General features: G+C 35.6%; 25 protein-coding genes. 8 read left to right on the top strand and 17 right to left on the bottom strand.

Features of this window, described 5'->3' with window-relative positions; translation table 11 throughout:
* From FGL72_RS03505 to FGL72_RS03475, 7 genes are all read left to right on the top strand, one after another.
* Positions 1 to 186, top strand: coding sequence for a hypothetical protein (locus FGL72_RS03505; protein WP_146955642.1), 186 nt, complete (start codon positions 1 to 3; stop codon positions 184 to 186).
* Between the two features lie 87 nt (positions 187 to 273).
* Positions 274 to 534, top strand: a complete 261-nt coding sequence (locus FGL72_RS03500; RefSeq protein WP_146955643.1) for a hypothetical protein — start codon at positions 274 to 276, stop codon at positions 532 to 534.
* 72 nt (positions 535 to 606) lie between these two features.
* Complete coding sequence (locus FGL72_RS03495) at positions 607 to 1,017, top strand: hypothetical protein (protein WP_146992647.1); 411 nt, start codon at positions 607 to 609, stop codon at positions 1,015 to 1,017.
* The gene (locus tag FGL72_RS03490; RefSeq protein WP_146955645.1) at positions 1,017 to 1,388 is read left to right on the top strand and encodes an ATP-binding protein; all 372 of its coding nucleotides are present in this window, start codon (positions 1,017 to 1,019) and stop codon (positions 1,386 to 1,388) included. The genes FGL72_RS03495 and FGL72_RS03490 overlap by 1 nt, the downstream gene beginning before the upstream one ends.
* Before the next feature lie 135 nt (positions 1,389 to 1,523).
* Positions 1,524 to 2,702, top strand: coding sequence for an IS30 family transposase (locus FGL72_RS03485; protein WP_146992645.1), 1,179 nt, complete (start codon positions 1,524 to 1,526; stop codon positions 2,700 to 2,702).
* A gap of 146 nt (positions 2,703 to 2,848) precedes the next feature.
* Entirely contained in the window at positions 2,849 to 3,157 is a 309-nt protein-coding gene (locus FGL72_RS03480) for a MazG nucleotide pyrophosphohydrolase domain-containing protein (RefSeq protein WP_146958284.1), read from the top strand.
* Between the two features lie 44 nt (positions 3,158 to 3,201).
* Positions 3,202 to 3,765 (top strand): LOG family protein, encoded by a 564-nt coding sequence (locus FGL72_RS03475; RefSeq protein WP_146955647.1) that lies wholly within the window; start codon positions 3,202 to 3,204, stop codon positions 3,763 to 3,765.
* 513 nt (positions 3,766 to 4,278) lie between these two features.
* On the opposite strand, the gene FGL72_RS03470 is transcribed toward FGL72_RS03475, so the two are convergent.
* From FGL72_RS03470 to rfbA, 10 genes are all read right to left on the bottom strand, one after another.
* Positions 4,279 to 4,722 carry a GNAT family N-acetyltransferase gene (locus FGL72_RS03470; RefSeq protein ID WP_085699138.1) on the bottom strand — a complete coding sequence of 148 codons (444 nt, stop codon included), beginning with the start codon at positions 4,720 to 4,722 and terminating at the stop codon, positions 4,279 to 4,281.
* Between the two features lie 74 nt (positions 4,723 to 4,796).
* Complete coding sequence (locus tag FGL72_RS03465) at positions 4,797 to 5,804, bottom strand: alpha/beta hydrolase family protein (protein ID WP_146992644.1); 1,008 nt, start codon at positions 5,802 to 5,804, stop codon at positions 4,797 to 4,799.
* A gap of 73 nt (positions 5,805 to 5,877) precedes the next feature.
* The gene (locus tag FGL72_RS03460; protein WP_085699142.1) at positions 5,878 to 6,201 is read right to left on the bottom strand and encodes a YbjQ family protein; all 324 of its coding nucleotides are present in this window, start codon (positions 6,199 to 6,201) and stop codon (positions 5,878 to 5,880) included.
* Positions 6,173 to 6,793: a GNAT family N-acetyltransferase gene (locus tag FGL72_RS03455; RefSeq protein ID WP_133286141.1), complete on the bottom strand. Its 621-nt coding sequence runs from the start codon at positions 6,791 to 6,793 to the stop codon at positions 6,173 to 6,175. Before FGL72_RS03455 ends, FGL72_RS03460 begins: the two co-directional genes overlap by 29 nt.
* The gene (locus tag FGL72_RS03450) at positions 6,790 to 7,527 is read right to left on the bottom strand and encodes a MerR family transcriptional regulator (RefSeq protein ID WP_133286140.1); all 738 of its coding nucleotides are present in this window, start codon (positions 7,525 to 7,527) and stop codon (positions 6,790 to 6,792) included. The genes FGL72_RS03455 and FGL72_RS03450 overlap by 4 nt, the downstream gene beginning before the upstream one ends.
* Positions 7,528 to 7,868: 341 nt before the next feature.
* Positions 7,869 to 10,097 carry a hypothetical protein gene (locus FGL72_RS03445; protein ID WP_223246008.1) on the bottom strand — a complete coding sequence of 743 codons (2,229 nt, stop codon included), beginning with the start codon at positions 10,095 to 10,097 and terminating at the stop codon, positions 7,869 to 7,871.
* The gene (locus FGL72_RS03440; protein ID WP_004902752.1) at positions 10,081 to 11,049 is read right to left on the bottom strand and encodes a glycosyltransferase family 2 protein; all 969 of its coding nucleotides are present in this window, start codon (positions 11,047 to 11,049) and stop codon (positions 10,081 to 10,083) included. The genes FGL72_RS03445 and FGL72_RS03440 overlap by 17 nt, the downstream gene beginning before the upstream one ends.
* 1 nt (position 11,050) lies before the next feature.
* Complete coding sequence (locus FGL72_RS03435) at positions 11,051 to 11,872, bottom strand: glycosyltransferase family 2 protein (protein ID WP_004902753.1); 822 nt, start codon at positions 11,870 to 11,872, stop codon at positions 11,051 to 11,053.
* The gene (locus tag FGL72_RS03430) at positions 11,872 to 12,282 is read right to left on the bottom strand and encodes a GtrA family protein (RefSeq protein ID WP_004902755.1); all 411 of its coding nucleotides are present in this window, start codon (positions 12,280 to 12,282) and stop codon (positions 11,872 to 11,874) included. The genes FGL72_RS03435 and FGL72_RS03430 overlap by 1 nt, the downstream gene beginning before the upstream one ends.
* 169 nt (positions 12,283 to 12,451) lie before the next feature.
* Positions 12,452 to 13,324, bottom strand: a complete 873-nt coding sequence (gene rfbA, locus FGL72_RS03425; protein WP_004908661.1) for a glucose-1-phosphate thymidylyltransferase RfbA — start codon at positions 13,322 to 13,324, stop codon at positions 12,452 to 12,454.
* Positions 13,325 to 13,519: 195 nt separating this feature from the next.
* Here rfbA and FGL72_RS03420 point away from each other — a divergent pair, with 195 nt between their 5' ends.
* The gene (locus tag FGL72_RS03420; protein WP_146992642.1) at positions 13,520 to 14,224 is read left to right on the top strand and encodes a M15 family metallopeptidase; all 705 of its coding nucleotides are present in this window, start codon (positions 13,520 to 13,522) and stop codon (positions 14,222 to 14,224) included.
* Between the two features lie 38 nt (positions 14,225 to 14,262).
* Here FGL72_RS03420 and FGL72_RS03415 read toward each other — a convergent pair whose 3' ends face one another.
* The 7 genes from FGL72_RS03415 to FGL72_RS03385 form a co-directional block, all read right to left on the bottom strand.
* Entirely contained in the window at positions 14,263 to 16,014 is a 1,752-nt protein-coding gene (locus FGL72_RS03415; RefSeq protein ID WP_146992640.1) for an ABC transporter ATP-binding protein, read from the bottom strand.
* 45 nt (positions 16,015 to 16,059) lie between these two features.
* The gene (locus FGL72_RS03410) at positions 16,060 to 16,632 is read right to left on the bottom strand and encodes a MarR family winged helix-turn-helix transcriptional regulator (RefSeq protein WP_085699151.1); all 573 of its coding nucleotides are present in this window, start codon (positions 16,630 to 16,632) and stop codon (positions 16,060 to 16,062) included.
* Positions 16,633 to 16,807: 175 nt separating this feature from the next.
* Positions 16,808 to 17,482 carry an ABC transporter ATP-binding protein gene (locus tag FGL72_RS03405; RefSeq protein ID WP_085699153.1) on the bottom strand — a complete coding sequence of 225 codons (675 nt, stop codon included), beginning with the start codon at positions 17,480 to 17,482 and terminating at the stop codon, positions 16,808 to 16,810.
* Positions 17,483 to 17,486: 4 nt separating this feature from the next.
* Positions 17,487 to 18,548, bottom strand: coding sequence for an ABC transporter permease (locus FGL72_RS03400; protein WP_146992638.1), 1,062 nt, complete (start codon positions 18,546 to 18,548; stop codon positions 17,487 to 17,489).
* A 3-nt stretch (positions 18,549 to 18,551) separates the two neighbouring features.
* Positions 18,552 to 19,076, bottom strand: coding sequence for a TetR/AcrR family transcriptional regulator (locus FGL72_RS03395; protein WP_085699156.1), 525 nt, complete (start codon positions 19,074 to 19,076; stop codon positions 18,552 to 18,554).
* A gap of 116 nt (positions 19,077 to 19,192) precedes the next feature.
* Positions 19,193 to 19,624 carry an Rrf2 family transcriptional regulator gene (locus FGL72_RS03390; RefSeq protein ID WP_004905190.1) on the bottom strand — a complete coding sequence of 144 codons (432 nt, stop codon included), beginning with the start codon at positions 19,622 to 19,624 and terminating at the stop codon, positions 19,193 to 19,195.
* Positions 19,625 to 19,691: 67 nt separating this feature from the next.
* Positions 19,692 to 20,543: an NAD(P)H-binding protein gene (locus FGL72_RS03385; protein WP_004902773.1), complete on the bottom strand. Its 852-nt coding sequence runs from the start codon at positions 20,541 to 20,543 to the stop codon at positions 19,692 to 19,694.
* Between the last annotated feature and the right edge of the window lie 123 nt (positions 20,544 to 20,666).

The raw sequence follows: 20,666 nt of genomic DNA, 5'->3' as shown, positions 1-20,666 counted from the left end.
ATGTATAAAGCAGTTGGTTGGCATTCAAAGAATGAGTACATGATAGGCACTACGCTAGCAGATGTGATGCGTAAGTTACAAAAGGAATATCCAGCACCTAGACGTACTATGAGTACTCAACAAATTTATAGTGAACCATTACGAATTATTGATGAAACTGGTAAAGATAAACAGTATTTACCCTAAATAATTTAGAGTGTTTAACTGTTGACTAAGGGAACAACTGTTCGTATAATAGTTATAGTAAATAAAACGACTGGAGCTGTTTGAGCTATGAACCAAATTGATGCGGTAATTGGGGATATTAAAGAAATGTTTGCTAAGCAACCTAATACGATATATGAAGTGAGAGTTGTAGACCAAATCTACTCAAAAAAGGTCAATATATTTTTTGAATGGTATAAGATTGGTCGTGCAACACATTCACAACAAATAGCACGATTGGATAGTTCATATACAGAACAAATACCGGAAATTATTAAGAAAATTCGTAAAGAAACAGGTTTGACGGTTCGTACAAATATATATGATTAGTCACAAAGTGAGTTAGTGCTTGATAGGTACTAGCTTTTTTGTTTGCAATTAAAACTGAAAGGATAAAGTAAGATGCCAACAAAAATATGGTTAAAGCCGGAACAATTAGAGCTGTATATTAAGCAGTTAGAACGATTTAGAGACTTATATAGTCAATTAGACCAAACGTTAGAAAGCGATATACAAGGCTTTCAATTCAAGGCTGGTGCGCCTAACTTTCAAACAACGTTAAGCGTATCAATGCAATTACAAGCTAAAATCAGACAAGCACAATCTCAAACATACGGAGATGTGCTTTTTTTTAACAAAGAATTAGCATCAAGGGTACAAGATTTGGTCTCAAAATCAATTGAGCTAACCTTTGCTTATCGTGATTTAGACTTGCTGATTAAGGGAACTGATCGCAACACTGAAAGTGGTTTGAATAAGATTGAAGAACAGTTGTATCAAGCTAAAAAGCAACTAAGAGAAAGGGCAATGTGATGATAAACAAAGCAATTGACAATTTAAGGTATCGCATCATCAATCGTTATGTTGATTGTTTACGTGATATTGAGGTTGATAGTCATTTGCGTGAACAATTAAAATGGTCTGATAATAACAAAATTATAGGGCAGATAGCTTATAGCATTCACAATATTGTTGATTTTACTGATGAAGTCTTTAGACCATTTGATGATGTAAACAATTATGAAGCCTTTATTTTGAGGGAATTGTCAGAACATGCAAAAAATTTGGAAAACAATTTACTACCTGAACTTGAACGTATGCGTTTAGATACTCGTTGGCTATCTGAATATTATGAAGAACTAGCTGATGTAAAAAAGGTTCTTGATGAATTCAATGTTGTGTGAACAGTTGATATGCTTATAATTTTGTTTTTCGATAAGTTAAAAAATAAAATAATAGACAACATTGTGAAATGGTAAACTTGTTATAAGGGAATATTCCCAACTTCAATAATCATAATAAAGGAGTATATACGTTTTATGAGTGATGAAACACCAAAAAAACGAAAGCGCCAACCACATATAAATGAAAATCAACGTCACATGATTGAATACTTGTGGAATATTGAGAAAATGACACAAGCGGATATAGCTAGGCGTTTAGGCTATACACCGTCATCAATACTACGTGAATTACACCGTGGCAACACACTTGATTTTTCGCATTTAGATAGACGAACGCTTTTGAATATGGATATACACGCACGTATCAAGTATTCGGCACAACGTGGTCAATATCTAGCCTTAAAGAAACGTAGTAAAATGGGTACCGGTTCAAGATTGACACCTGAATTAAAAGAAATCATTGAAACTTGGGTTAATGTTGAACATTGGACACCTGAACAAATAGCTGGCAACGTTCAAGATGTTGATGTCTCCGCATCAGTCATTAGATTATGGGCTAGAAAAGGTTTAATTGATATTCGCAAACACAAGTATCATCGACAAAATGGGACACCAAAAGAAAGAGCTGTTGCGCAAACAAGACGTGCTAAAGAACGTGAAATTGCTAGACTTCGTGAGCAACTAAAAAATGACGGAGAATTAGTCCGCCACTCAATATTTGATCGCTCACAGGTTGTTGAAAGTCGTAAACAGTTCGGTCATTGGGAAATTGATTTAGTTCTGCCTGCTAAAATGAATAATCTACGGTATCAAGATACGACTGCGATTATGACATTTACTGAACGAAAAACTCGGTTTACTGCTTTGGTATTAGTTCGTAGTAAAAAATCTAGTGATATGGTTGATGCGTTTAAGCTATTTTATGAACGATATGGCAAAGCAGTAAGAACGATTACCGCTGATAATGGTTCTGAATTTATCTCATGGGACTTTTTAGAATATGTTCAAAAAGAGCTTAAAATCAAGCTATACTATGCTACACCGTCATCACCACAACAACGTGGTTCAAATGAAAACAGAAACCGTAAGCTACGTGATTGGTACCCTAAAGGTACGTCATTTAAAGATGTGAAGCAACGACAACTAGATGAAGTAGCTTCAAAAATGAATGCCATGCCACTTAGACAAGTATTGGACGGCAAAAGACCAATGGTAGTGTTTGAACAAGAATATAAAGCCATGCAACGTTACCGTAGAGCTTATGAAAAGCGTAAACAGCGCATGCTAGAAGAGCGCCAAAATGATGAAGGGTAACCAATTATAGTCAGTAATGTAGTGGCTAAATTAATATTTCTAAATAAAGTGACAGGTCTCATTTTATAAAATATATATGTATAGTATAATCAATTAGTACGCATTGATTATACTATACATACTAACACTAAGGAGGAAGATTAGTGATGCAGGAACATAAAATGTGGTTAACAAGCTTCTATAAAAAACGCAATTGGTTTCAATATTCGACATTTATCAGATTAAATTTTTTATTTGAAGAAGTTGGTGAATTAGCCCAATGTATTAGAGCAATAGAACTAGGCAGAGATCATCCTGGTGAAGAAATGCAAAATCAGTCAGAGCTTAATGCACATTTAAAAGAAGAACTAGCTGATGTTTTAGATCAAGTACTGATTTTAAGCGAAAAATATAATATAGATTTAGATGATTTAATAGCACAAAGTCAGACGAAATTGAAACAACGTTTTAATTAATCAGTTTTATTTAAATTTAGAATATGTAAAAGGGTTATATAAAAATGAAAAATTTGGCAGTTTACTGTGGTGCATCACTAGGGAAAGATTCTGCAGTAGTAACTGCTACTAAAGAATTAGGTCAATATTTAGCACAGAATCATATTGAATTGGTTTATGGTGGCGGTAGAGTTGGTTTGATGGGTATACTAGCTAATCAAGTACTAGATTTTGGTGGTAATGTTCATGGTATCATTCCAAATCAATTAGCTGACAGAGGTGCAGCCTTAGAAAGACTAACTGATTTAACGATAGTAGAAAATATGTCTGTTAGAAAGCAAAAAATGCTGGACTTATCAGATGGTTGTCTTGCGTTGCCAGGTGGACCAGGAACACTAGAAGAAATTATCGAAGCTTTTTCTTGGGCACGCTTAGGCAACAATAATAATCCGTGTGTTTTTTATAATATTAATGGCTATTATGATGAGTTAAAAAAAATGTTTGATACTATGACAGCGCATGGTTTCTTAACTGTGGAAGATCGTCAAAAATTACTTTTTTCTGATTCTCTAGAAATAATATTCGATTTTATGAATAATTACATCCCACCAAAGATTCGAAAGTATTAGTATTATAATGGCCATTAACAAAAGGCTCAGGTCGTAATTTTATTATTTTTCAATATTTTTTGCGAATTTAAGCACAACAATAAAATAATGAACTTTAGACACTAGAAGTGTCTTTTTTTGTTGTGCTTAAAATATAAAGATTTGAAAATGGTTTAATTGATTGAAATATTTGATATAATAGTGAGTAATTAGATTGCTAAAAGCCTTTGTATCGACGTTCTAAAAGCGTGGACATGCAGTTTACTTTTAGACAAAATCATGATATTCTTAAAAAAGTTGTGCTCTGATATAAAAATAATCTTCGTTAGTTTTACATACGTGTTACCAGAAGTTTACTAAAATATTAAACATGTGGTTTTCAGGTTGACATCCGCCATACCAATTGAAGTTAACATAATATATATTATCGAAAGTAACTAACGTGGAAAGCATTACCTACGTTTTTAAGTACCTTCTAAACGCTCTCCTGCAATTCAACACAACATCAGTATGATTGATTGTGTGCTTTAACGATTATTCATATAAAAGTATCTTTAGAAATTTTTTTTGGTCTTTAATATGCTTATAACCAATATGCTCGTAAAAATTATGAGCAGCGGTTCTTGACATGCCAGAATTTAGACGAATGTTAGTCAAGCCGTTTTTTAGAGCCTGATCTTCAAGCCATCCCATAAGCTGCGTGCCTATCCCAGATTTTTGACTATCTGATGATACGGCTAAGGCAAGGACATTGAGGCTTGGATCAGCGTATATCTCTTCATAAATTTCAGCATGAACATAACCAAGAATTTTATGATCAAAATCATTCTGATATAGTGCTAAAAAATGATGGTTTGGATCATTTAAAATTTTACGTAATTGATTTAAAGATTTGTCTAACGGATAATCATAACCTAATTCATCTCTATTTATTTGATGAATTTTATTGAGATCTTTTAATGTAACAGCACGTATCATTATTACTCCTATTCCTATTTTTATAACTTGGCGTCATTGATTGGTGACAAAAATTTTAATTCGATTTAATATGATCAAGATGATAGCTGTGACACAAAGGTTTCACAATAATCTAGATAATTTTTATCAATTAAATAGTATTTAGGCAGTATCACACCCACGAGATTAATTAAAAAATCTGAATTAGCTATATCAGGATTGATCATTCGATGTTCAACATTGGGAATCGTTTTTATCCTAAGTTGTTTAGCGTCTATCACTTTTGAATAAACATTTTTTGTTTCCACTGAATCAACATTTTTATCTTTTGCAGCTAAGACGAGACCTATCTTCCCATGAACTTGAGATAAATCGGCAGTGGCATCTTCATTCAACAGTTTACGAACAAAGCGATATCTGTCTGCACTAATCTTTTCACTACCCCCATGCATTTTGTATTCCTGATAAGTATTATATTTTTGAATTAAATAACTATCGTTGATAAAATTTCTTTTGATTCTGTTTATTTCTTGATTCGTAGCGCCCGATTTTTTTGCCTGCCAGACGTTATAATATATACCCTGTCGCATGACATTAATGGCTGGCGCTGCCAAGAGCGCAAAGCTAATTTTATTTTCCTGTTTCATTACTTTAGGGATAACCCACCCGGCTTGACTAGCGCCCCATAAGCCTATCCGATAGTTTGCATTCGGATAGGCTTTATGAACCCAGTCAATAACTTCGGTCACCTCATTTGCCCTATCAGTCATCGATTGATGAAGCCAATTACCCGTTGATTTCCCAACACCAGGTTTATCCCAAGAAATTGAGACATAACCCTGCTTAGCAAATCTTTCCATTAACGGCTTGTAACCATCGTCTTGCGTTGCATTTTGAGCCCCGTCGCCGTGTACAAATACAATAAAACCCTTAATTTTTTCATGTTTTGGAAAAGTCATAAAAGTCATAATAGTTGACAAGTTGTTAGTTTTTGTATGAATCATTACCTTTTTTTCTGACATTTGGTAATCATTACCAAAAATAAATATTCCAATCATCAGAACTAGCACTATAAAAATAGCAGCAAATATTTTTTTCTTCATTACATCTTTACCTAAAGTTAATTTTAAAAAATAGCAAATTTAACGCCTAACTGAATCAAATTGCCCAGTGTACTTATTCTATTACTGCAGCTGTGCCTCTAGCTGTGACAACAATTAGCATGATATCAGAATTGACAAATTGATTATAATCCACACAAACATCAATAATGATATTAGCAGACAAAAGCGCCGCTTGGCTTTTTAACGCTACAAGTGCTAGTTCTCGGCCTTTGCTGAATTCTTCTGAGTAACTATTAGATTTGCCCCCCAAAATACCCTTGATACCACTTATGGCATCCTTAACGATATTTACTGACAATACTTGTTCACTAAAAACCGCTTCCTTGACTTCGACAATATCTTTATTACTAAACATTTCGGTCGTAACAATCTTCATTTGATTTCTTCCATACCATAAAACACCATTTTTCATGGTTAACACAAATTCTGGAAAGCATGCTATGTTGAACTTTCCGAACGACAAAATTATTTTTTTGATATAACTTAATGGCTCTTGTATTTTCCGCAGCAACATATAGCGTTAGTTTTTTGGTTAACAGTTGCCTTTGACAATATTTTATTAATTGCGTGCCCACGCCCTGCCTTCTACATTTATTTGAGACTACCAGAAACTCAATATAAGTTTCATTGCTTAGTGGTTTGTATCCTAGTATCAAAAAGAACAAAATCACTTTAAGGCGCGTCGTACCAGAGTAAAATTTTTTTATTGCATCATAAAGTGAGGAACCTGCTTCTTTGCTTGAGTAAAATAAGCAACCGTAAATGTTAGTATTTTGATGTGCAATAATTAATTGGTTATTATTTTCACTGACATAACGCGCTAAAAATTTAGCAATGTCTTTAGCAACATTAACGTTAAAAAGTTTTACTGTAAATTTACGTTCAAAACCATCCAAAATTAGCATACTCAGTTGCTGACGCATGTCTTCTGAAAACATGTCACGTTTGCTGAGTGTTTCAACAATCATAATTTAACCTCTAACGTAAAAACTGTCGCCTGATTATAAGCTAAGGAACTAAAAATATTTTCATAGCATAGTATTACACTATTGTCAGTAGATAAGGCATTTTTTATAAAACTATCGTTTTTAAATGATTCAATTTGATTATACAGCTCCTGTTCTTCCTGAATCAATACATTTTTATATGCATAATCTCCCTTTGGCATAACATAATGATAGTCATCTGATTTACCAAGAAAGCATGTGTCATAATTGCCATTACTTTTGATAAGATAACATACATTCTCTGGTTGATAAGAATCAAATTTAGCAATTTCTAATAAATTTAACTGTTCCTCTGCCAACAAATTGTCTGGCACTTGTTTGAAGAAACGACCATCTCTTTCTGCAAAGGCAATTTTGTCAAATTTTGTATTTTCTTGTGCCTGAATAATCGTATGAATAATCCGTTTAGTTGCCAATAGTGAATTAATTTGATCTTGAACTTTAGCTTCAGCAACCCTAAAAACGTCAGTAAAATTATCTTGTTCTAATAATTTTTTGATATCTTTAACAGCATAGCCAATTTTTCTAAATGTCAAAATTTGATATAACCTATAAAGATCAGTTTCTGAAAATGTATAGTAACCGCTAACAGAATTTTTTTCGGGTGAGAGTAATCCTTCATCAACGTAATGCCTAATGGTATACTTTGTAATTTTAAAAATACGAGCTAGCTCGGAAATGGAATAGTTTTGCATAAGCTTCCTTTCTTGAATAGTTAAGTTGATTATATTGTACACTGTGTGGTAACCACGCAGTCAAGTAGTTAGAAAATAAAACTGTATTAAAAATACAGAGATGTTGATTTATCAACATGCCAAACAAAAAAACACTACCTTAATGTAGTGCTTCCAATAAGAAATGATTATGAACTATATGATATAGCCATTACTGAAAATGCTACCCCACTATAATTTACAGAAAAACGTGTCATTAGACATACTGTTAATTCATTGAAAACAAAAAGTGTATTAAATAATTTTGATTTAATACACTCTTCTTGAAATGATATAATTAACAATTACGTCAGGAACGGAATTTAGTTTCTCCCAACTACCTTAATTAACATGCGTATTAATGACCAAGACAAGGTAAATACCACAGAAAAGACAACTAAAACGAATGCAGGTTTTAACATTGGTGGTTCAAACCGCAAAGTAATGGTTTTTGGCACGTGCGATGCGGGTACCTCAATTTGAGTCAAATACCCCCGTAAGGGAGTGATTAACTTAGCACTGTGCCCTATAACATGATAACCCGGCCAGGCAGTTCGTGAAAAGACGACCTTTTCATTTTTATCATGAGCTGGGACATAAATTTTAACTTGATAATTATTGTTAGCAACTTGCTTAATACTATTTAAGCTACTCCAAGCAACACTGCCAACTTGACCAACCGAAACATTACGTTGAATTACGGCAAAATCGCGATTATAAGACGTTAAACGCCAACCATTAGGCACATTTTTTCGATGGATAAGGTTTTGATAAATCTTTTTATCATCTTCGTTACCAACTGCTATCGTATCAATCTTGAGCAAATCAACCAATGGTAATTGCGTTGTCTTATCTAGTGTAAAGAGCTTATTATAGTGCTTTACTGGAATGCGCGTGGGATCTCCACCACGAAAATCGTCGCTAAACTTTTTAAAGCCAACGGGCGTATATACATTCATTGAATCATTGTCAGTAACATACCAATCATTTCCCATAATGATATGACTGCTATTTCCTAATACAACTGTATTGCCTTTGTACTTTTTAGCCATATTTAAAATATCAGCTTTTTTTGCTGGCATATCATAGTCAACATATCGATAGGTAATGTGTTGCTGCTGTATACTATCCCGTTGTCTGCCTATGGTTCTTTGCTGAACAATCATCGAAAAAAATGAGATAACAATAGCTAGCGATAAGATAGTAATTGCCGGTTTTTTGATGTTAAACCGATGATTTTTATACTGAAACTTCTTGCCACCACTACTTATATAAGCAATTGCAATAATTACCAAACCAATAATTAAATTAATAACTAAAACTGATTTCAATCTGGCTGGTGTATTGGACACTTCTAAATATGTGCCAAGCAAAACTATTGATGTGAGGAACCAAATACGTGCTTTATTAAAAGTCAAGCCTACTTGTGAAATCACCATCACCAACATTAGCAATAGTAATTGTCCAAAATAAGCCATCATACGAACTGGAAAGCGTAGCGGACCAACACTGTCTGGGCCAAATAGCAGCAAAAACGCTATTAAGAACGGTACCACCCACTGTATTAAATCAGTCTTATGGTTATTAATAAACGACCGAATAGCCTTGAAGTTAAGAAAAGCGATTAATAACAAAGGCCAACCTATGTACATAAATGGCATGTATGTAACACCGCCTGCGGTCCACCAAGAGTTCATTTCAGAGTAGCCGACTGGTGAAAACGAAAACAACAAATCAGACAAATTGGGCGATAAGAAGTTATTATTAAAGATGCCTGAAGTATTTCTTAATGTCACTGTTGCTATAGCAATACCAGGTAAATAAACAGCTATTGTCGCAGCAGCTAAACTAACACCTAACAATACAGTTTTTTTAACGCTTTGCCAATGTTTGTTCATTATAAATGCGATTAATGAGCCAAGCATTGTCATAATTAGCATAATCGTACCGAACACATAACCTATTGTTATGATGGAATAACCAATCAGGAAAACAAGTATTGGGCCTGTATTCTTTTCTAAAAAGCGACGTAATGCCCACCAAAACCATGGAAATAGCGCAGAAACCATTAAATCAGTGACCCACGATGCTGCGCCTGCAAAAAGTGTAAAGCCAACAAATGGGGTGATAAACCCGTAAATAATTGCGTACTTTTTGTCAACGTGCATGGAATGGGCTAAAAAGAAAGCGCCCAAACCTAAAACAACTAATAAAATAATTTTAAAAACAGTTGAGAATATTACAAAATTAGATGAATGATAAACTGTGAAAGCAATTAACCACACCAAAGGGCTAAAGGTCCCCCATTGACCTTCAGCAAGGTAATTACCTGAGCCCTGCGCTGCAGCATTAAAAATAGGTAAGTGACCTTGTGATAATAGTTTGCCGACTTCATACCACTGACCGATTGCACCACGCTGCGTATCGTCTAAAAAATAAAAACGATGGAAAAATATTAAAGGTATGAGACTTAAACCAACGATGACTAAGGTAATTAGACCAACATTTTTAAAGGTAATAGGCCATTCATTCTGCTTATGCTTGTTCATCATAATCATTCAACTCTTCTGCAATAATATATCTTGGACGATGCTTGACTTCCATGAAAATTTTACCAATGTATTCACCTATAATGCCAATTGCCACTAACTGTAAACCACCGAGCATCCATATTGATACCATCAATGTTGGCCACCCAGTTGACGTTTTACCAAAAGCCCAACCGAAGAAAATATAAATTAAAAATAAAATACTAATACCAAAAATACCAATTCCCAAATTGCGTACAAAAGTAATTGGTGATATTGAGAACGAAGTAATCCCTGTTGCCGCAAACTGTATCATTTTCCTTAATGGATATTTTGTTTCGCCAGCCTCGCGCTCAGCACGCGCGTAATACACGCGGCCTTCATTGAAGCCAATCAAGGGGAAAATGCCTCTCAAAAACATTTCACGCTCTTGATATGCTGAAAATGCTTTGAGCACTTTTTGATTAACCAGTCGAAAATCTGCATGATTTGGAATAGAATTCACTCCCAAAGCACTCATAACTTTGTAAAAGCCCTGCGCCGTGTAACGCTTAAAGAGCGTATCTGTTGTACGGTCATTTCGTACACCATAGACAATGTCTTTCCCTGCGTTAGCCAAATCTACCATATCAACAATGGCTTCCGGATCATCCTGCAAATCAGCATCAATGGTAACCACATAATCAACATCTGTACCTGTTAAATGTGTCATACCGGCAATTAGTGCGTTCTGATGACCAAAATTAGTACTAAAACGAATACCTTGTACTTGGCCGTACTGTGCACGCAGTTGATTAACTAATTCCCACGTTCGATCCTTGGAACCGTCGTCAACATACATAATAAAACTGTCAGATGTGATCTTTTTATTTTCAATCATTGACAACAGCAAGCCATGTAGACGTGCTGTTGTCTTCTCGATAACTTCTTCTTCGTTATATGCAGGTAAAACAATTGCTAATTTTTTCGCTGCCATTTCACTTCATTCCTTTTACTTTATAAACCATTAAACGAGCCAATTGCATGACTTGAGACATAACATTACCACGCCATAAAACGGCGTTTGTCACAATTGTAGGATAGTCTCGATGCATCGCTTTGTTCATGCTAATGACGTGCTGGCTTTGAACATCTTGTAATTCTGCTGTCCACTGCCCCGAACTAACACGGAATTTAACCCCAATTTGATTGTCTGGTACAAAATCACCTTGAGCAAGAACATGTAAATAAGAAGCTAAATCAACAACATAGGGATTTGAAAAATCCCAACCACCGCCTTGCTCAAATGCGTCTCGTCTCATCATGACGCCGCCGGGTTCGCCAAGAGCATTCATGCCTAAGCCAATAACATGCCGCATCACTGCAGTACCACTCATTGGTTTAGTGATTCCCATCAGACCCCATGATTTTTTTAAAATCGTATTTTTATCATCAATGACTTGCCTTAGGCTAGCAGTTAGCACTGCTTGTGGATTTTCTTCAAGCAAATCAAACTGACGTTTTAATGTTCCAGGCAATAAAACATCATCCTGAGGAATTAATTTAATATATTTGCCGGTAGCCTGCTGTGAGACATACTGCCAATTTTCTTTAGCTGCACCAGTTGGGGCATTAAAAATTTTTAATCGCGAATCAGTTTTCGCAATTTCAGCTAATAATTCACGTGTACCATCTTCTGGACCTTGTAATGCTATAGATAAATCAAATGCTACATCACGCTGAGACAAAACAGACAGCACAGTCTCCTCAATAAACGGCCTACCTTTATATACGGGAATAACAACGGATACATCTAGCATTATTTTGTTCTCCTAAATGAAAAGAATTTATGACCAACGAAACTAATCATGGTTGTAACGAGCAAAATTAGGAATTGTGCAATAAGCGGATTCATATGAGTGACGTTGACCAAGAGCGGTAAGACTATTAAATTAATTAAATAGCTCACTGCATTAACCATCGTAAACCTAATAAAGTCAGTCATTGCGTGTCCCTTAGCCTTAAAAGTCACTTTACGATGTAAATAGAAGGCAACAAAATTGGAAACGAATTGAGAAACAATTAAACCAATCATATAACCATGTGGCACATGTTTCAGCATAAGTGTAATGCTGGTAAATATAAGAAATCCAAACGCTGTATTAAAACCTCCAACGACTAAAAAACGGATTCTTTCATCGGCAGCAATTTTTTTGATATTTTCAATCATCTATATTAAAAAGCCTTTCATTAATTGACGCTCTTTTTATGTACTCAGGAAAACCTGATAATTTAAAATGAACAATTCTGTAACCTATAAACCAAAGTCGAACCACTTCACTCATATTACTAGTAAAGTGGTTCGCTATGCGATAGTTTTATAAGTCGTTATGTGATTGTTACCGTTCAGTAGCAACTAAGCGCAACAGATATTGGCCGTAATCATTTTTTTTCAATGGTTGTGCTAATGCTTCTAATTGCGTTAATGTAATATATCCCATGCGGTATGCTATTTCTTCTAAAGAAGCAACCTTTAAATTCTGCTGTTTTTGTATTGTTGCAATAAAACTCGATGCTTCCAATAAAGAATCATGTGTACCAGTATCTAGCCAAGCAAAGCCCCGGCCCATGACTTGTACATCAAGATCACCACGATCCAAATATGCTTGATTAACATCTGAAATTTCTAGTTCACCACGTTCTGAAGGTGAAATTGACTTAGCAATATTAATGACATCATTATCATAAAAATAAAGACCTGTTACCGCATAATTACTTTTTGGTTGTTCCGGTTTTTCAACAATAGAAACTGCTTTCTGATTTTCATCAAATGCAACTACACCAAAACGTTCTGGGTCGCGTACTTGGTAACCGAAAACTGTTGCACCATTTTTTTTGGCAGCAGCAGCTTGTAGCATTTCTGATAAGTTTGCCCCGTAAAAAATATTATCACCAAGTATCAGTGCAACTGAGTCATCCCCAATAAATTCTTCACCAAGTATAAATGCCTCTGCCAATCCGTTCGGCTGAGGCTGTACTTTATATTGAATGTTTAAGCCCAAGTCACTACCATCATTAAAAAGTTGTTCAAATTGGTTCGTGTACTCTGGAGTTGAAATAATCAAAAAATCTTTGATACCTGCTAACATTAGAACAGACATGGGATAATAAATCATAGGTTTATCATAAATTGGGACCAATTGTTTAGAAGTCGACTTTGTTATAGGGTATAACCTTGTACCTGAACCACCCGCTAAAATAATGCCTTTCATGATAAAAGCTCCTTTGATTAACTTTATAATTATTTGGTAACTGACACATTATCTGACAATAAATTACTAGTACATACTCGTTCATTATACCACAATCCCCTCTCTTTTCTATCCTTAAATATCAGCAAGTAACGTGTGATGAAGAAACGGTGCAGAACTAGTGAAATAAATGTTTAAACATGATAAAATGACATTATGAAAGCGTTTACAAAAACAACTGAATGGGACTGGTTAGCGGTTAAAAATGTACCTATCAAACCACTTGAAGAAGATCTTGTGCCAATTAATTTTTTTCCAGAAAAAATACAGATTAGTCCACAATACTTCTTGCAAAAATTACCAGGTGCCATACCCGAACTATATCTCAGACAAGGAGTTTATGAAAAATTAATTACAGCAAGTAATGATTTACCTTCTGGCTATAAGTTCTTAATTTATGATGCTTGGCGTGATATAAAAACACAACAGGATTTATTTGATATACTCTACGAACGCTATCGGCAACAAAATCCAAACATGACTGTTAATGAGTTACAACAATTGACGCTTAAAATTGTTGCATTACCCTCTACTAACTTGTTGAAGCCGTCTCCTCATAATACAGGCGGTAGTGTTGATTTGACTATTATCGATTCTGTTGGCCGTTTGCTCAATATGGGTACGCCCTTTGATGAAGCAAGTGTTCGTGCCCAAACAACTTATTTTAATGATCCATTAAATGTTATAAGAAAAAACCGACAACTACTATACGACATTATGACACGACATGGCTTTACGAATTATAGTGAAGAATGGTGGCATTATGACTACGGTAATCAAAATTGGGCATGGGTATCAGGTCAATCCTATGCTGTGTATACCGGTACTTCTCCTCAGTTTGCTTGGCACTCACCTTTTTAATCAATAAAGAAACGGTAATCACAATGATTACCGTTTCTTTATTGATTAATAGCCTGTCCCTGAACATATTCACGATACAATGGATGATTTGACATCAGTTCTTGGTGTGTACCAAAGCCACTCACACGACCGTGCTCAATGAAGTAAATTTGATCCGCTCCGACAATAGTTGATAAGCGATGTGCAATCACTAACGTTGTACGATTAGCCATCAATCTCTCCAAAGCTTTTTGCACCATCGCTTCTGATTGTGAATCTAAACTAGCCGTTGCCTCATCCAACATTAAAATCTTAGGGTCTCGTAAAAAGGCACGTGCTATAGCTAAACGCTGACGCTGGCCACCCGAAACTTTAATACCACGCTCCCCTACTTGGGTTTCCAATTGCGCTGGCATTTCAGCCACAAATGTTTTAGCATAAGCTAATGACAAGACATGCCATAGCTGCTCATCAGAGTATTCCCCAGACAAACCAAATGTTAAATTATCACGAATAGTTCCCGCTAAAATAGCCGAATCTTGAGAAACAAAACCAATTTGTGAACGCCAACTGGCAAGATTCACTTGATTTAATGGACTATCGCCTATGCTAATAATGCCTGAAGTGGGTTCATAAAAACGTTCGACAAGACTAAATATTGTTGACTTACCGCCACCAGAAGGGCCGGCAAAGGCAATTACCGTATTTGGTTTCGCTTCAAAAGAGACATCTGTTAAAATATTTTCTTCTGTTGTATACCCAAAGTCTACATGTGACGCCCTAAGTGTTTGCCCTTCAACATTTATTGAATCACCAGCCGTGAAGTCTTCCTGCGGTTCACGTAAAATTTCCCGAATTCGTGTCGTTGCACCTGCAGCTTTGCTCATTTCACTAAATACAGTACCTAACAGAGGTACTGCACCAATCAAATTAAAGATGTACATCAAAAATGATGTGAGTGTGCCAATAGTCATAGCGCCATGAGACACACGATAAATACCAAATGCTAACAACCCAAATACCATCCCCATCATAATCATCATCATAATAGGACCCATAGCTGCATCGTAAACCGTTTCACGTAAGCCGATTTGGTATAAACGACCAATAACACCATTTGTTGATTGCGTTGCTTGTTTTTCAGCATTAGAAGATTTTACTAAGCGAATTTCTCCCAATACTTCTGATGCACTACCATTAAAGTCAGCGATAGCATCTTGCCGCTTACGCGATAACCGACCCGCATATAGCATCAAGGGTGTCAATAAAACCACTGCCACTGGTACCGAAGCAACCACAACCAGTGACATATGCCAATCCATTGTAAACATCATAAAGACTGCACCGATAACTGTTAATATAGCAGATAGCGCACTTGGTATTTTTGAAGCTAATAGTTCTTGTACTTGAGAGGAATCATTCACAAGTCTCGAAGACATTTCACCCGCTTTGACCTCATCAAAATAACTCACGCGTAAGATCATTAATTGGGCCCATATTTTCTGACGCAACTTTGATACAACATCTTGGCCGAAAAAGCCTAGTAACGCACCACCCACAACAGAAAGCGCGCTTGACAAAATGAATAATATGATAACAGTTAATAATAAATGATAATCAATTCCTTTAGAAAAAGTATTGATTAGATTAGCTGCAATTTTAGGCACGACTAAGTTAATGGCCGTGCCGACCAAACCGATCAATACGCCGATGCTCATCAGCCAATATTTTGGTGAAACTTGATTAATTAGTGAGAAGAACTCACCAAACTTAAACTGTCCCTTTGCGCGATGTACTTCATGTTCGTCCATTATTTTATGTTAACGGTATTATACCGCTACTCCTTTACTATCTGTTTAATCATTATGATGGTGCCAGTAATCATGGCTCATATGTTGACGTAAATGATTGATATGACGTCGATCTCGGCTCACATCTTGTAAATGTTCCAACATACGTTGAGATTGCCGGTCATCAGAGACCAATTGCCGCATTGCATCTAGATAAGTATCAGAACTTAGATACGTAGCCATTTTTTGCAGCAATTCAAATAATTGTTGTCGTTCTTTGGCAGATAACGGCTTAAAAAAAATACTATCAATTAATTCTAAGCGCTCCTGTAATGCCACTGCTTTTGATCTACCGTTATCTGTTAATTTAATGCGCGTAATACGTGAATCAGCCATATCTTTATGTTTAGTGACATACTGTAATTTAGTAAGTTGTTTAATAATTGCTGTAGTACTTGATGGCTTAATATCAAGTGTTTCGGTAATTCGCCCAGCAGTCAAGTCATCATTTTCGAGTAAGACTTCTAATGTACGTCTTTGGTTGTCAGATAAATCGTGATCCAAAGACTTTGCATTGGTCAAATAGAGAAGATGTACCATCACCGTTCGTGCTTCGTTAAAATAGTCCTCTAATGTCATAGGTTATCCTTTTATTTAGTTTATTATATATATAACTAACTAAATAGTAAAGCATTGACACTATATTGTCAACTTATATTTTGACTAATTATAATACGTAATACACTGCATTTTAACTTATATTTAGGCTCACTGATTAGCAAAAGAACCTAGCGCTTCGGCTAGGTTCTTTTGCTTACTTTGTTTGTGTAATCGCGCCATCTTCAATATGATAAACATGATCTGCGAATTGCTCTAACCGTAAATCATGCGTCACAATAACAACAGCTTTATCTTCTGCTGTGGCAATTTGTTTAAATAATTCGCCCACCTTTTTAACACGACCACTATCCAATGCTGCGGTTGGTTCGTCTGCAAGAATAAAATCAGGATTAGTATATATGGCTCTAGCGATAGCAACGCGTTGAGATTGACCACCTGATAACTGATTTGGATATTTATCCAATAATTGGTCAATCCCTAAAATTTGCAGGTAATGATTAAATTGTTCGGTTTGCAAATTATTTTGTTTTTTAACACGATCAGCTAATTCAAATTGCTTTTTCACAGTTAAAAAGGGGACCAAGCTATGAGACTGTAAAACAAAACCAACTTGATTCAACCGAAAAAAATCAGAACTTTTGACGTCTTTAACATCTACTAACTGACCGTTTACATAAACTTCACCCGAGGTTGGTGACTGTAATCCCCCGATAATGGTCAATAATGTACTTTTGCCAGAGCCTGATGGTCCAAGTATCAGGGTTAATTCTCCTTGACGAGATTCAAAATTAACACGATTGAGCGCTACAACCTCATTAGTTCCCTCGCCAAATACTTTAGTAACGTCAACCAGCTTCAAACTAGCCATCTTGTTATCCTCCTATCCCTTGTTTGGGTTCAATCTTCATAATAAGTCGAATTGGGATTAATGCGGCAATGATACCGGTAATGACTAGGCCGAATGCTACAGAAATAATGAGATACGGGTCAAAATACATCGGTACAGCAACCGGTATCAACCAACTACTGATAGCACATAAAACGAGTCCCAGGCTAACTGCAATCGTCATGATGATTGTCGTTTCACTAAGCGTATTGACGATCAAATAACGACTAGGTATACCTTGCGTTCTTAATACTGCCAAGTTAGGCATTTTTTGAATTGTTAAAATATACAGGAAAATAGCAACCACAACAATTGATATAATTATTAAAAATGAAATCATAAACAAAAAGGTACTATTTTGCGCCGTATACCCAGGCATCTTATTAAATAATTGTTGTCTTGTTAAAACCGAGACATTCTCTTTATCCTCAATTGCGATATTTTTTTGACTAATCACGCCACTTGCTGCATAATGTGACGACACACCTTTAACACCGGACCAGTTACTCAAAGAGCCATAGACAATCGGAGCCATATTATAAGTTGCTTGTTTAACAAAACCCACAACAACTAATTTTTTTGGTAGCATGCCTATCGTGATGTTATCGCCAAGCGATAGGCCTTTATTTTTTAGCTTGTCAGATACTAATACCTCATCTTGATTCGTTGGCTGATGACCTGAAACAATTTTGAGCGTTTGATAAATAGCTTTACTTTTATCCAAGCCAATATAAGTTGCAGCGTCACGATGGTTTTGTTTATATTTTATAATCGCTGGCGCGATACCCACAGTTTCAGCATGAGATTGTTTCTTTAAGTTAGTTACCATACTTTGAGTCATCAAAGATTGGCTCAAATTACCATCCGCATCTTTATTCAAAGCAACACTTTGCGTATGCCACGAATTAACCGCAGCAGTATTTTCATTTGACAAGCCCAATGCTAAGGCACTCAAAATAAAAATTAAAAAGCTAATCAATGTAATCACTGCAATGACTAACGTATATCTCACCTTTTCTTTTAACATTTCATTAATGGCTAAAAACATTGCTCAACTCCTTTTTTGCCAAACCTTCAGGGCTTGAAACGACTGTATAATGTCGGCTGATTTTTCCGGATACATAAAATAGCTTCTTATTAAACGATGTATTGCTTGAGCAATCAACCAATCGCTAATCTCATTGTCATCTTTAAGATGACTCAAATCGTCAAAATAACCACTACTGGGTTTTTTTTGACTGTTCATCACAGCATCGTTAACAGTATAATATTGGCACAAAAAATTATAGTAAGGACTATCTTTAGCTTCTAAAATGAAGTTTTCAGCCGCAGATAAACTGTCTTGCGTTTGTTCTAGGCTTTGATGGATATTTTTAAATACAATACTTGCAAGCCACTGGTAAGCATCATAAATATCCTCAAAATAAGTATAAAAAGAACCTCGAGATATCTCTGCCAACGTGACGATGTTGGCTACTTTTGCTTCTAATAATGACACGTTAGAAAATTCTGATAGTAAGGCCTGCTTAATCTTTTCCTGTTTTCGAGTACTTAAATTTAGTAATCCACTTTTCATAGTTTACTCCTTACAAATTAATATGACACAATGTCAATATATTGACATTGTGTCATATTAGACCAAAAAAGTCAACAAAAAACGCGTGTCAGACATTGCCACACGCGCGTTTTTTACTATTCAGATATCTCATTTGCGTTCAAAATATGTTGCGTCACATCTGCCAATGATATATGTCGCATTTTTTCGTACGCTGCTACTTCAACTTCTGTATAAAAATTATTTAATGTATCCTGAATACGACTTCCCACCAAACAATTCGGATTTGTTTTAGGATCAATATGCAGTAAAGTATGAACCATATTAATCGCAATATAAACATCATAGAGACTAATATCTTCAGGTGATTTAGCTAATATTGGTGCAGCAGCACCTTGTTTCGTCACGAGTAATCCCGCGACACGCAAATCACGCATTAAGTTTCTTACAACACTGGCATTGGAGCCTATACTGGCTGCAATAGCTTGACTTGATAAATCATTCCCCTGAAAGATGTCAATGTATGTCAAAATATGGATTGCATCACTTAATTTATATGAAAAACGCATTAGTCAGCTCCCTATTTTATAAATTACGACACCACGGGCATTATTATATCATAAATCAAACAGCAAATTATGCCTTCAATATGTCGTTAATAGCCTCGGGTAATGGTACTAAATTATGTCCCAGAACGTCTATCAAATCTGTTGTACCATAATCTAATGATCCTTCTTCGATTGGTGCTTGGAAAGAAGCAAACAGACTGGCCATATCATGGTTCAAACCAGTATGTTCCAATGCCTCAATGTATTCTGTTCGTGTTTGTGCTAAAATATCAATTTTCTTACCAGTTGCTGCAATCAAAGCACTACCAAGTGCCTGATAGTCATTAATTGGTCCAGCAAATTCATAAATAGATTTATGGGTTTCAGCAACTAAGAGCTTAGCAGCTGCTTCTGCATATTCTCGTTCAAGTGCCCAACCTGCACGTCCACTAGCCCAGAAAGCAGCAACCTGATTTGTTGCCCCACTTGACAAGAAGCCTTGTTCATTTTCAAGATACCAGTTATTTCTAGCAAACACAGCATTAAGTCCTGATTGCGTTAATGCTTTTTCTGTTTCACGGTGATCGTGAGCCAGTGCACTAATCGCTGTTTCAGCTTTTGGGAAACTCGTATAAACTGTCAACTGCACTTGATTGGCTGACAATGCTTCCACAACGTTCAAATGTTGCGTCAACCGTGGTACTTGCCCACCTGGTTGTGAAGAAATAAATAGCACCCGATTGACCCCATTAAAGGCTTGTTTCAAAGCATCAACATTATCATAATCAGCTTGGCGTACTGTGACGTTACCAAACATTGCTTGCGCTTTTTCCTTATTTCGAGCCACAATCACAATATCTTCAATTGGCACTAATTGCTTTAATTGATTGAAAGCCGCTTGTCCAAAACGACCAGTTGCTGCAGTAATTGCATATTTCATGACAAAACCTTCCTTTTTCAAAACATGTTGTTTTATTTAATACAAGTAGTATAACATCATGTTGTTTGTAAGACAACATGTTAAATAAAAAAACAAAGACTTAGAATACTAAGTCTTTGTTTT

Source organism: Leuconostoc citreum, from assembly GCF_007954785.1.
In the GTDB taxonomy this organism is placed as follows: Bacteria; Bacillota; Bacilli; order Lactobacillales; family Lactobacillaceae; genus Leuconostoc; species Leuconostoc citreum.
This window is presented reverse-complemented; position numbering and strand designations above follow the sequence as displayed.

What these genes read in the sequence shown, in the direction of transcription:
- FGL72_RS03505 (WP_146955642.1), top strand. Translation starts at nt 1, where the DNA reads ATGTATAAAGCAGTTGGTTGGCATTCAAAGAATGAGTACATGATAGGC.
- FGL72_RS03500 (WP_146955643.1), top strand. Translation starts at nt 274, where the DNA reads ATGAACCAAATTGATGCGGTAATTGGGGATATTAAAGAAATGTTTGCT.
- FGL72_RS03495 (WP_146992647.1), top strand. Translation starts at nt 607, where the DNA reads ATGCCAACAAAAATATGGTTAAAGCCGGAACAATTAGAGCTGTATATT.
- FGL72_RS03490 (WP_146955645.1), top strand. Translation starts at nt 1,017, where the DNA reads ATGATAAACAAAGCAATTGACAATTTAAGGTATCGCATCATCAATCGT.
- FGL72_RS03485 (WP_146992645.1), top strand. Translation starts at nt 1,524, where the DNA reads ATGAGTGATGAAACACCAAAAAAACGAAAGCGCCAACCACATATAAAT.
- FGL72_RS03480 (WP_146958284.1), top strand. Translation starts at nt 2,849, where the DNA reads ATGCAGGAACATAAAATGTGGTTAACAAGCTTCTATAAAAAACGCAAT.
- FGL72_RS03475 (WP_146955647.1), top strand. Translation starts at nt 3,202, where the DNA reads ATGAAAAATTTGGCAGTTTACTGTGGTGCATCACTAGGGAAAGATTCT.
- FGL72_RS03470 (WP_085699138.1), bottom strand. Translation starts at nt 4,722, where the DNA reads ATGATACGTGCTGTTACATTAAAAGATCTCAATAAAATTCATCAAATA.
- FGL72_RS03465 (WP_146992644.1), bottom strand. Translation starts at nt 5,804, where the DNA reads ATGAAGAAAAAAATATTTGCTGCTATTTTTATAGTGCTAGTTCTGATG.
- FGL72_RS03460 (WP_085699142.1), bottom strand. Translation starts at nt 6,201, where the DNA reads ATGAAGATTGTTACGACCGAAATGTTTAGTAATAAAGATATTGTCGAA.
- FGL72_RS03455 (WP_133286141.1), bottom strand. Translation starts at nt 6,793, where the DNA reads ATGATTGTTGAAACACTCAGCAAACGTGACATGTTTTCAGAAGACATG.
- FGL72_RS03450 (WP_133286140.1), bottom strand. Translation starts at nt 7,527, where the DNA reads ATGCAAAACTATTCCATTTCCGAGCTAGCTCGTATTTTTAAAATTACA.
- FGL72_RS03445 (WP_223246008.1), bottom strand. Translation starts at nt 10,097, where the DNA reads ATGATGAACAAGCATAAGCAGAATGAATGGCCTATTACCTTTAAAAAT.
- FGL72_RS03440 (WP_004902752.1), bottom strand. Translation starts at nt 11,049, where the DNA reads ATGGCAGCGAAAAAATTAGCAATTGTTTTACCTGCATATAACGAAGAA.
- FGL72_RS03435 (WP_004902753.1), bottom strand. Translation starts at nt 11,872, where the DNA reads ATGCTAGATGTATCCGTTGTTATTCCCGTATATAAAGGTAGGCCGTTT.
- FGL72_RS03430 (WP_004902755.1), bottom strand. Translation starts at nt 12,282, where the DNA reads ATGATTGAAAATATCAAAAAAATTGCTGCCGATGAAAGAATCCGTTTT.
- rfbA (WP_004908661.1), bottom strand. Translation starts at nt 13,324, where the DNA reads ATGAAAGGCATTATTTTAGCGGGTGGTTCAGGTACAAGGTTATACCCT.
- FGL72_RS03420 (WP_146992642.1), top strand. Translation starts at nt 13,520, where the DNA reads ATGAAAGCGTTTACAAAAACAACTGAATGGGACTGGTTAGCGGTTAAA.
- FGL72_RS03415 (WP_146992640.1), bottom strand. Translation starts at nt 16,014, where the DNA reads ATGGACGAACATGAAGTACATCGCGCAAAGGGACAGTTTAAGTTTGGT.
- FGL72_RS03410 (WP_085699151.1), bottom strand. Translation starts at nt 16,632, where the DNA reads ATGACATTAGAGGACTATTTTAACGAAGCACGAACGGTGATGGTACAT.
- FGL72_RS03405 (WP_085699153.1), bottom strand. Translation starts at nt 17,482, where the DNA reads ATGGCTAGTTTGAAGCTGGTTGACGTTACTAAAGTATTTGGCGAGGGA.
- FGL72_RS03400 (WP_146992638.1), bottom strand. Translation starts at nt 18,548, where the DNA reads ATGTTTTTAGCCATTAATGAAATGTTAAAAGAAAAGGTGAGATATACG.
- FGL72_RS03395 (WP_085699156.1), bottom strand. Translation starts at nt 19,076, where the DNA reads ATGAAAAGTGGATTACTAAATTTAAGTACTCGAAAACAGGAAAAGATT.
- FGL72_RS03390 (WP_004905190.1), bottom strand. Translation starts at nt 19,624, where the DNA reads ATGCGTTTTTCATATAAATTAAGTGATGCAATCCATATTTTGACATAC.
- FGL72_RS03385 (WP_004902773.1), bottom strand. Translation starts at nt 20,543, where the DNA reads ATGAAATATGCAATTACTGCAGCAACTGGTCGTTTTGGACAAGCGGCT.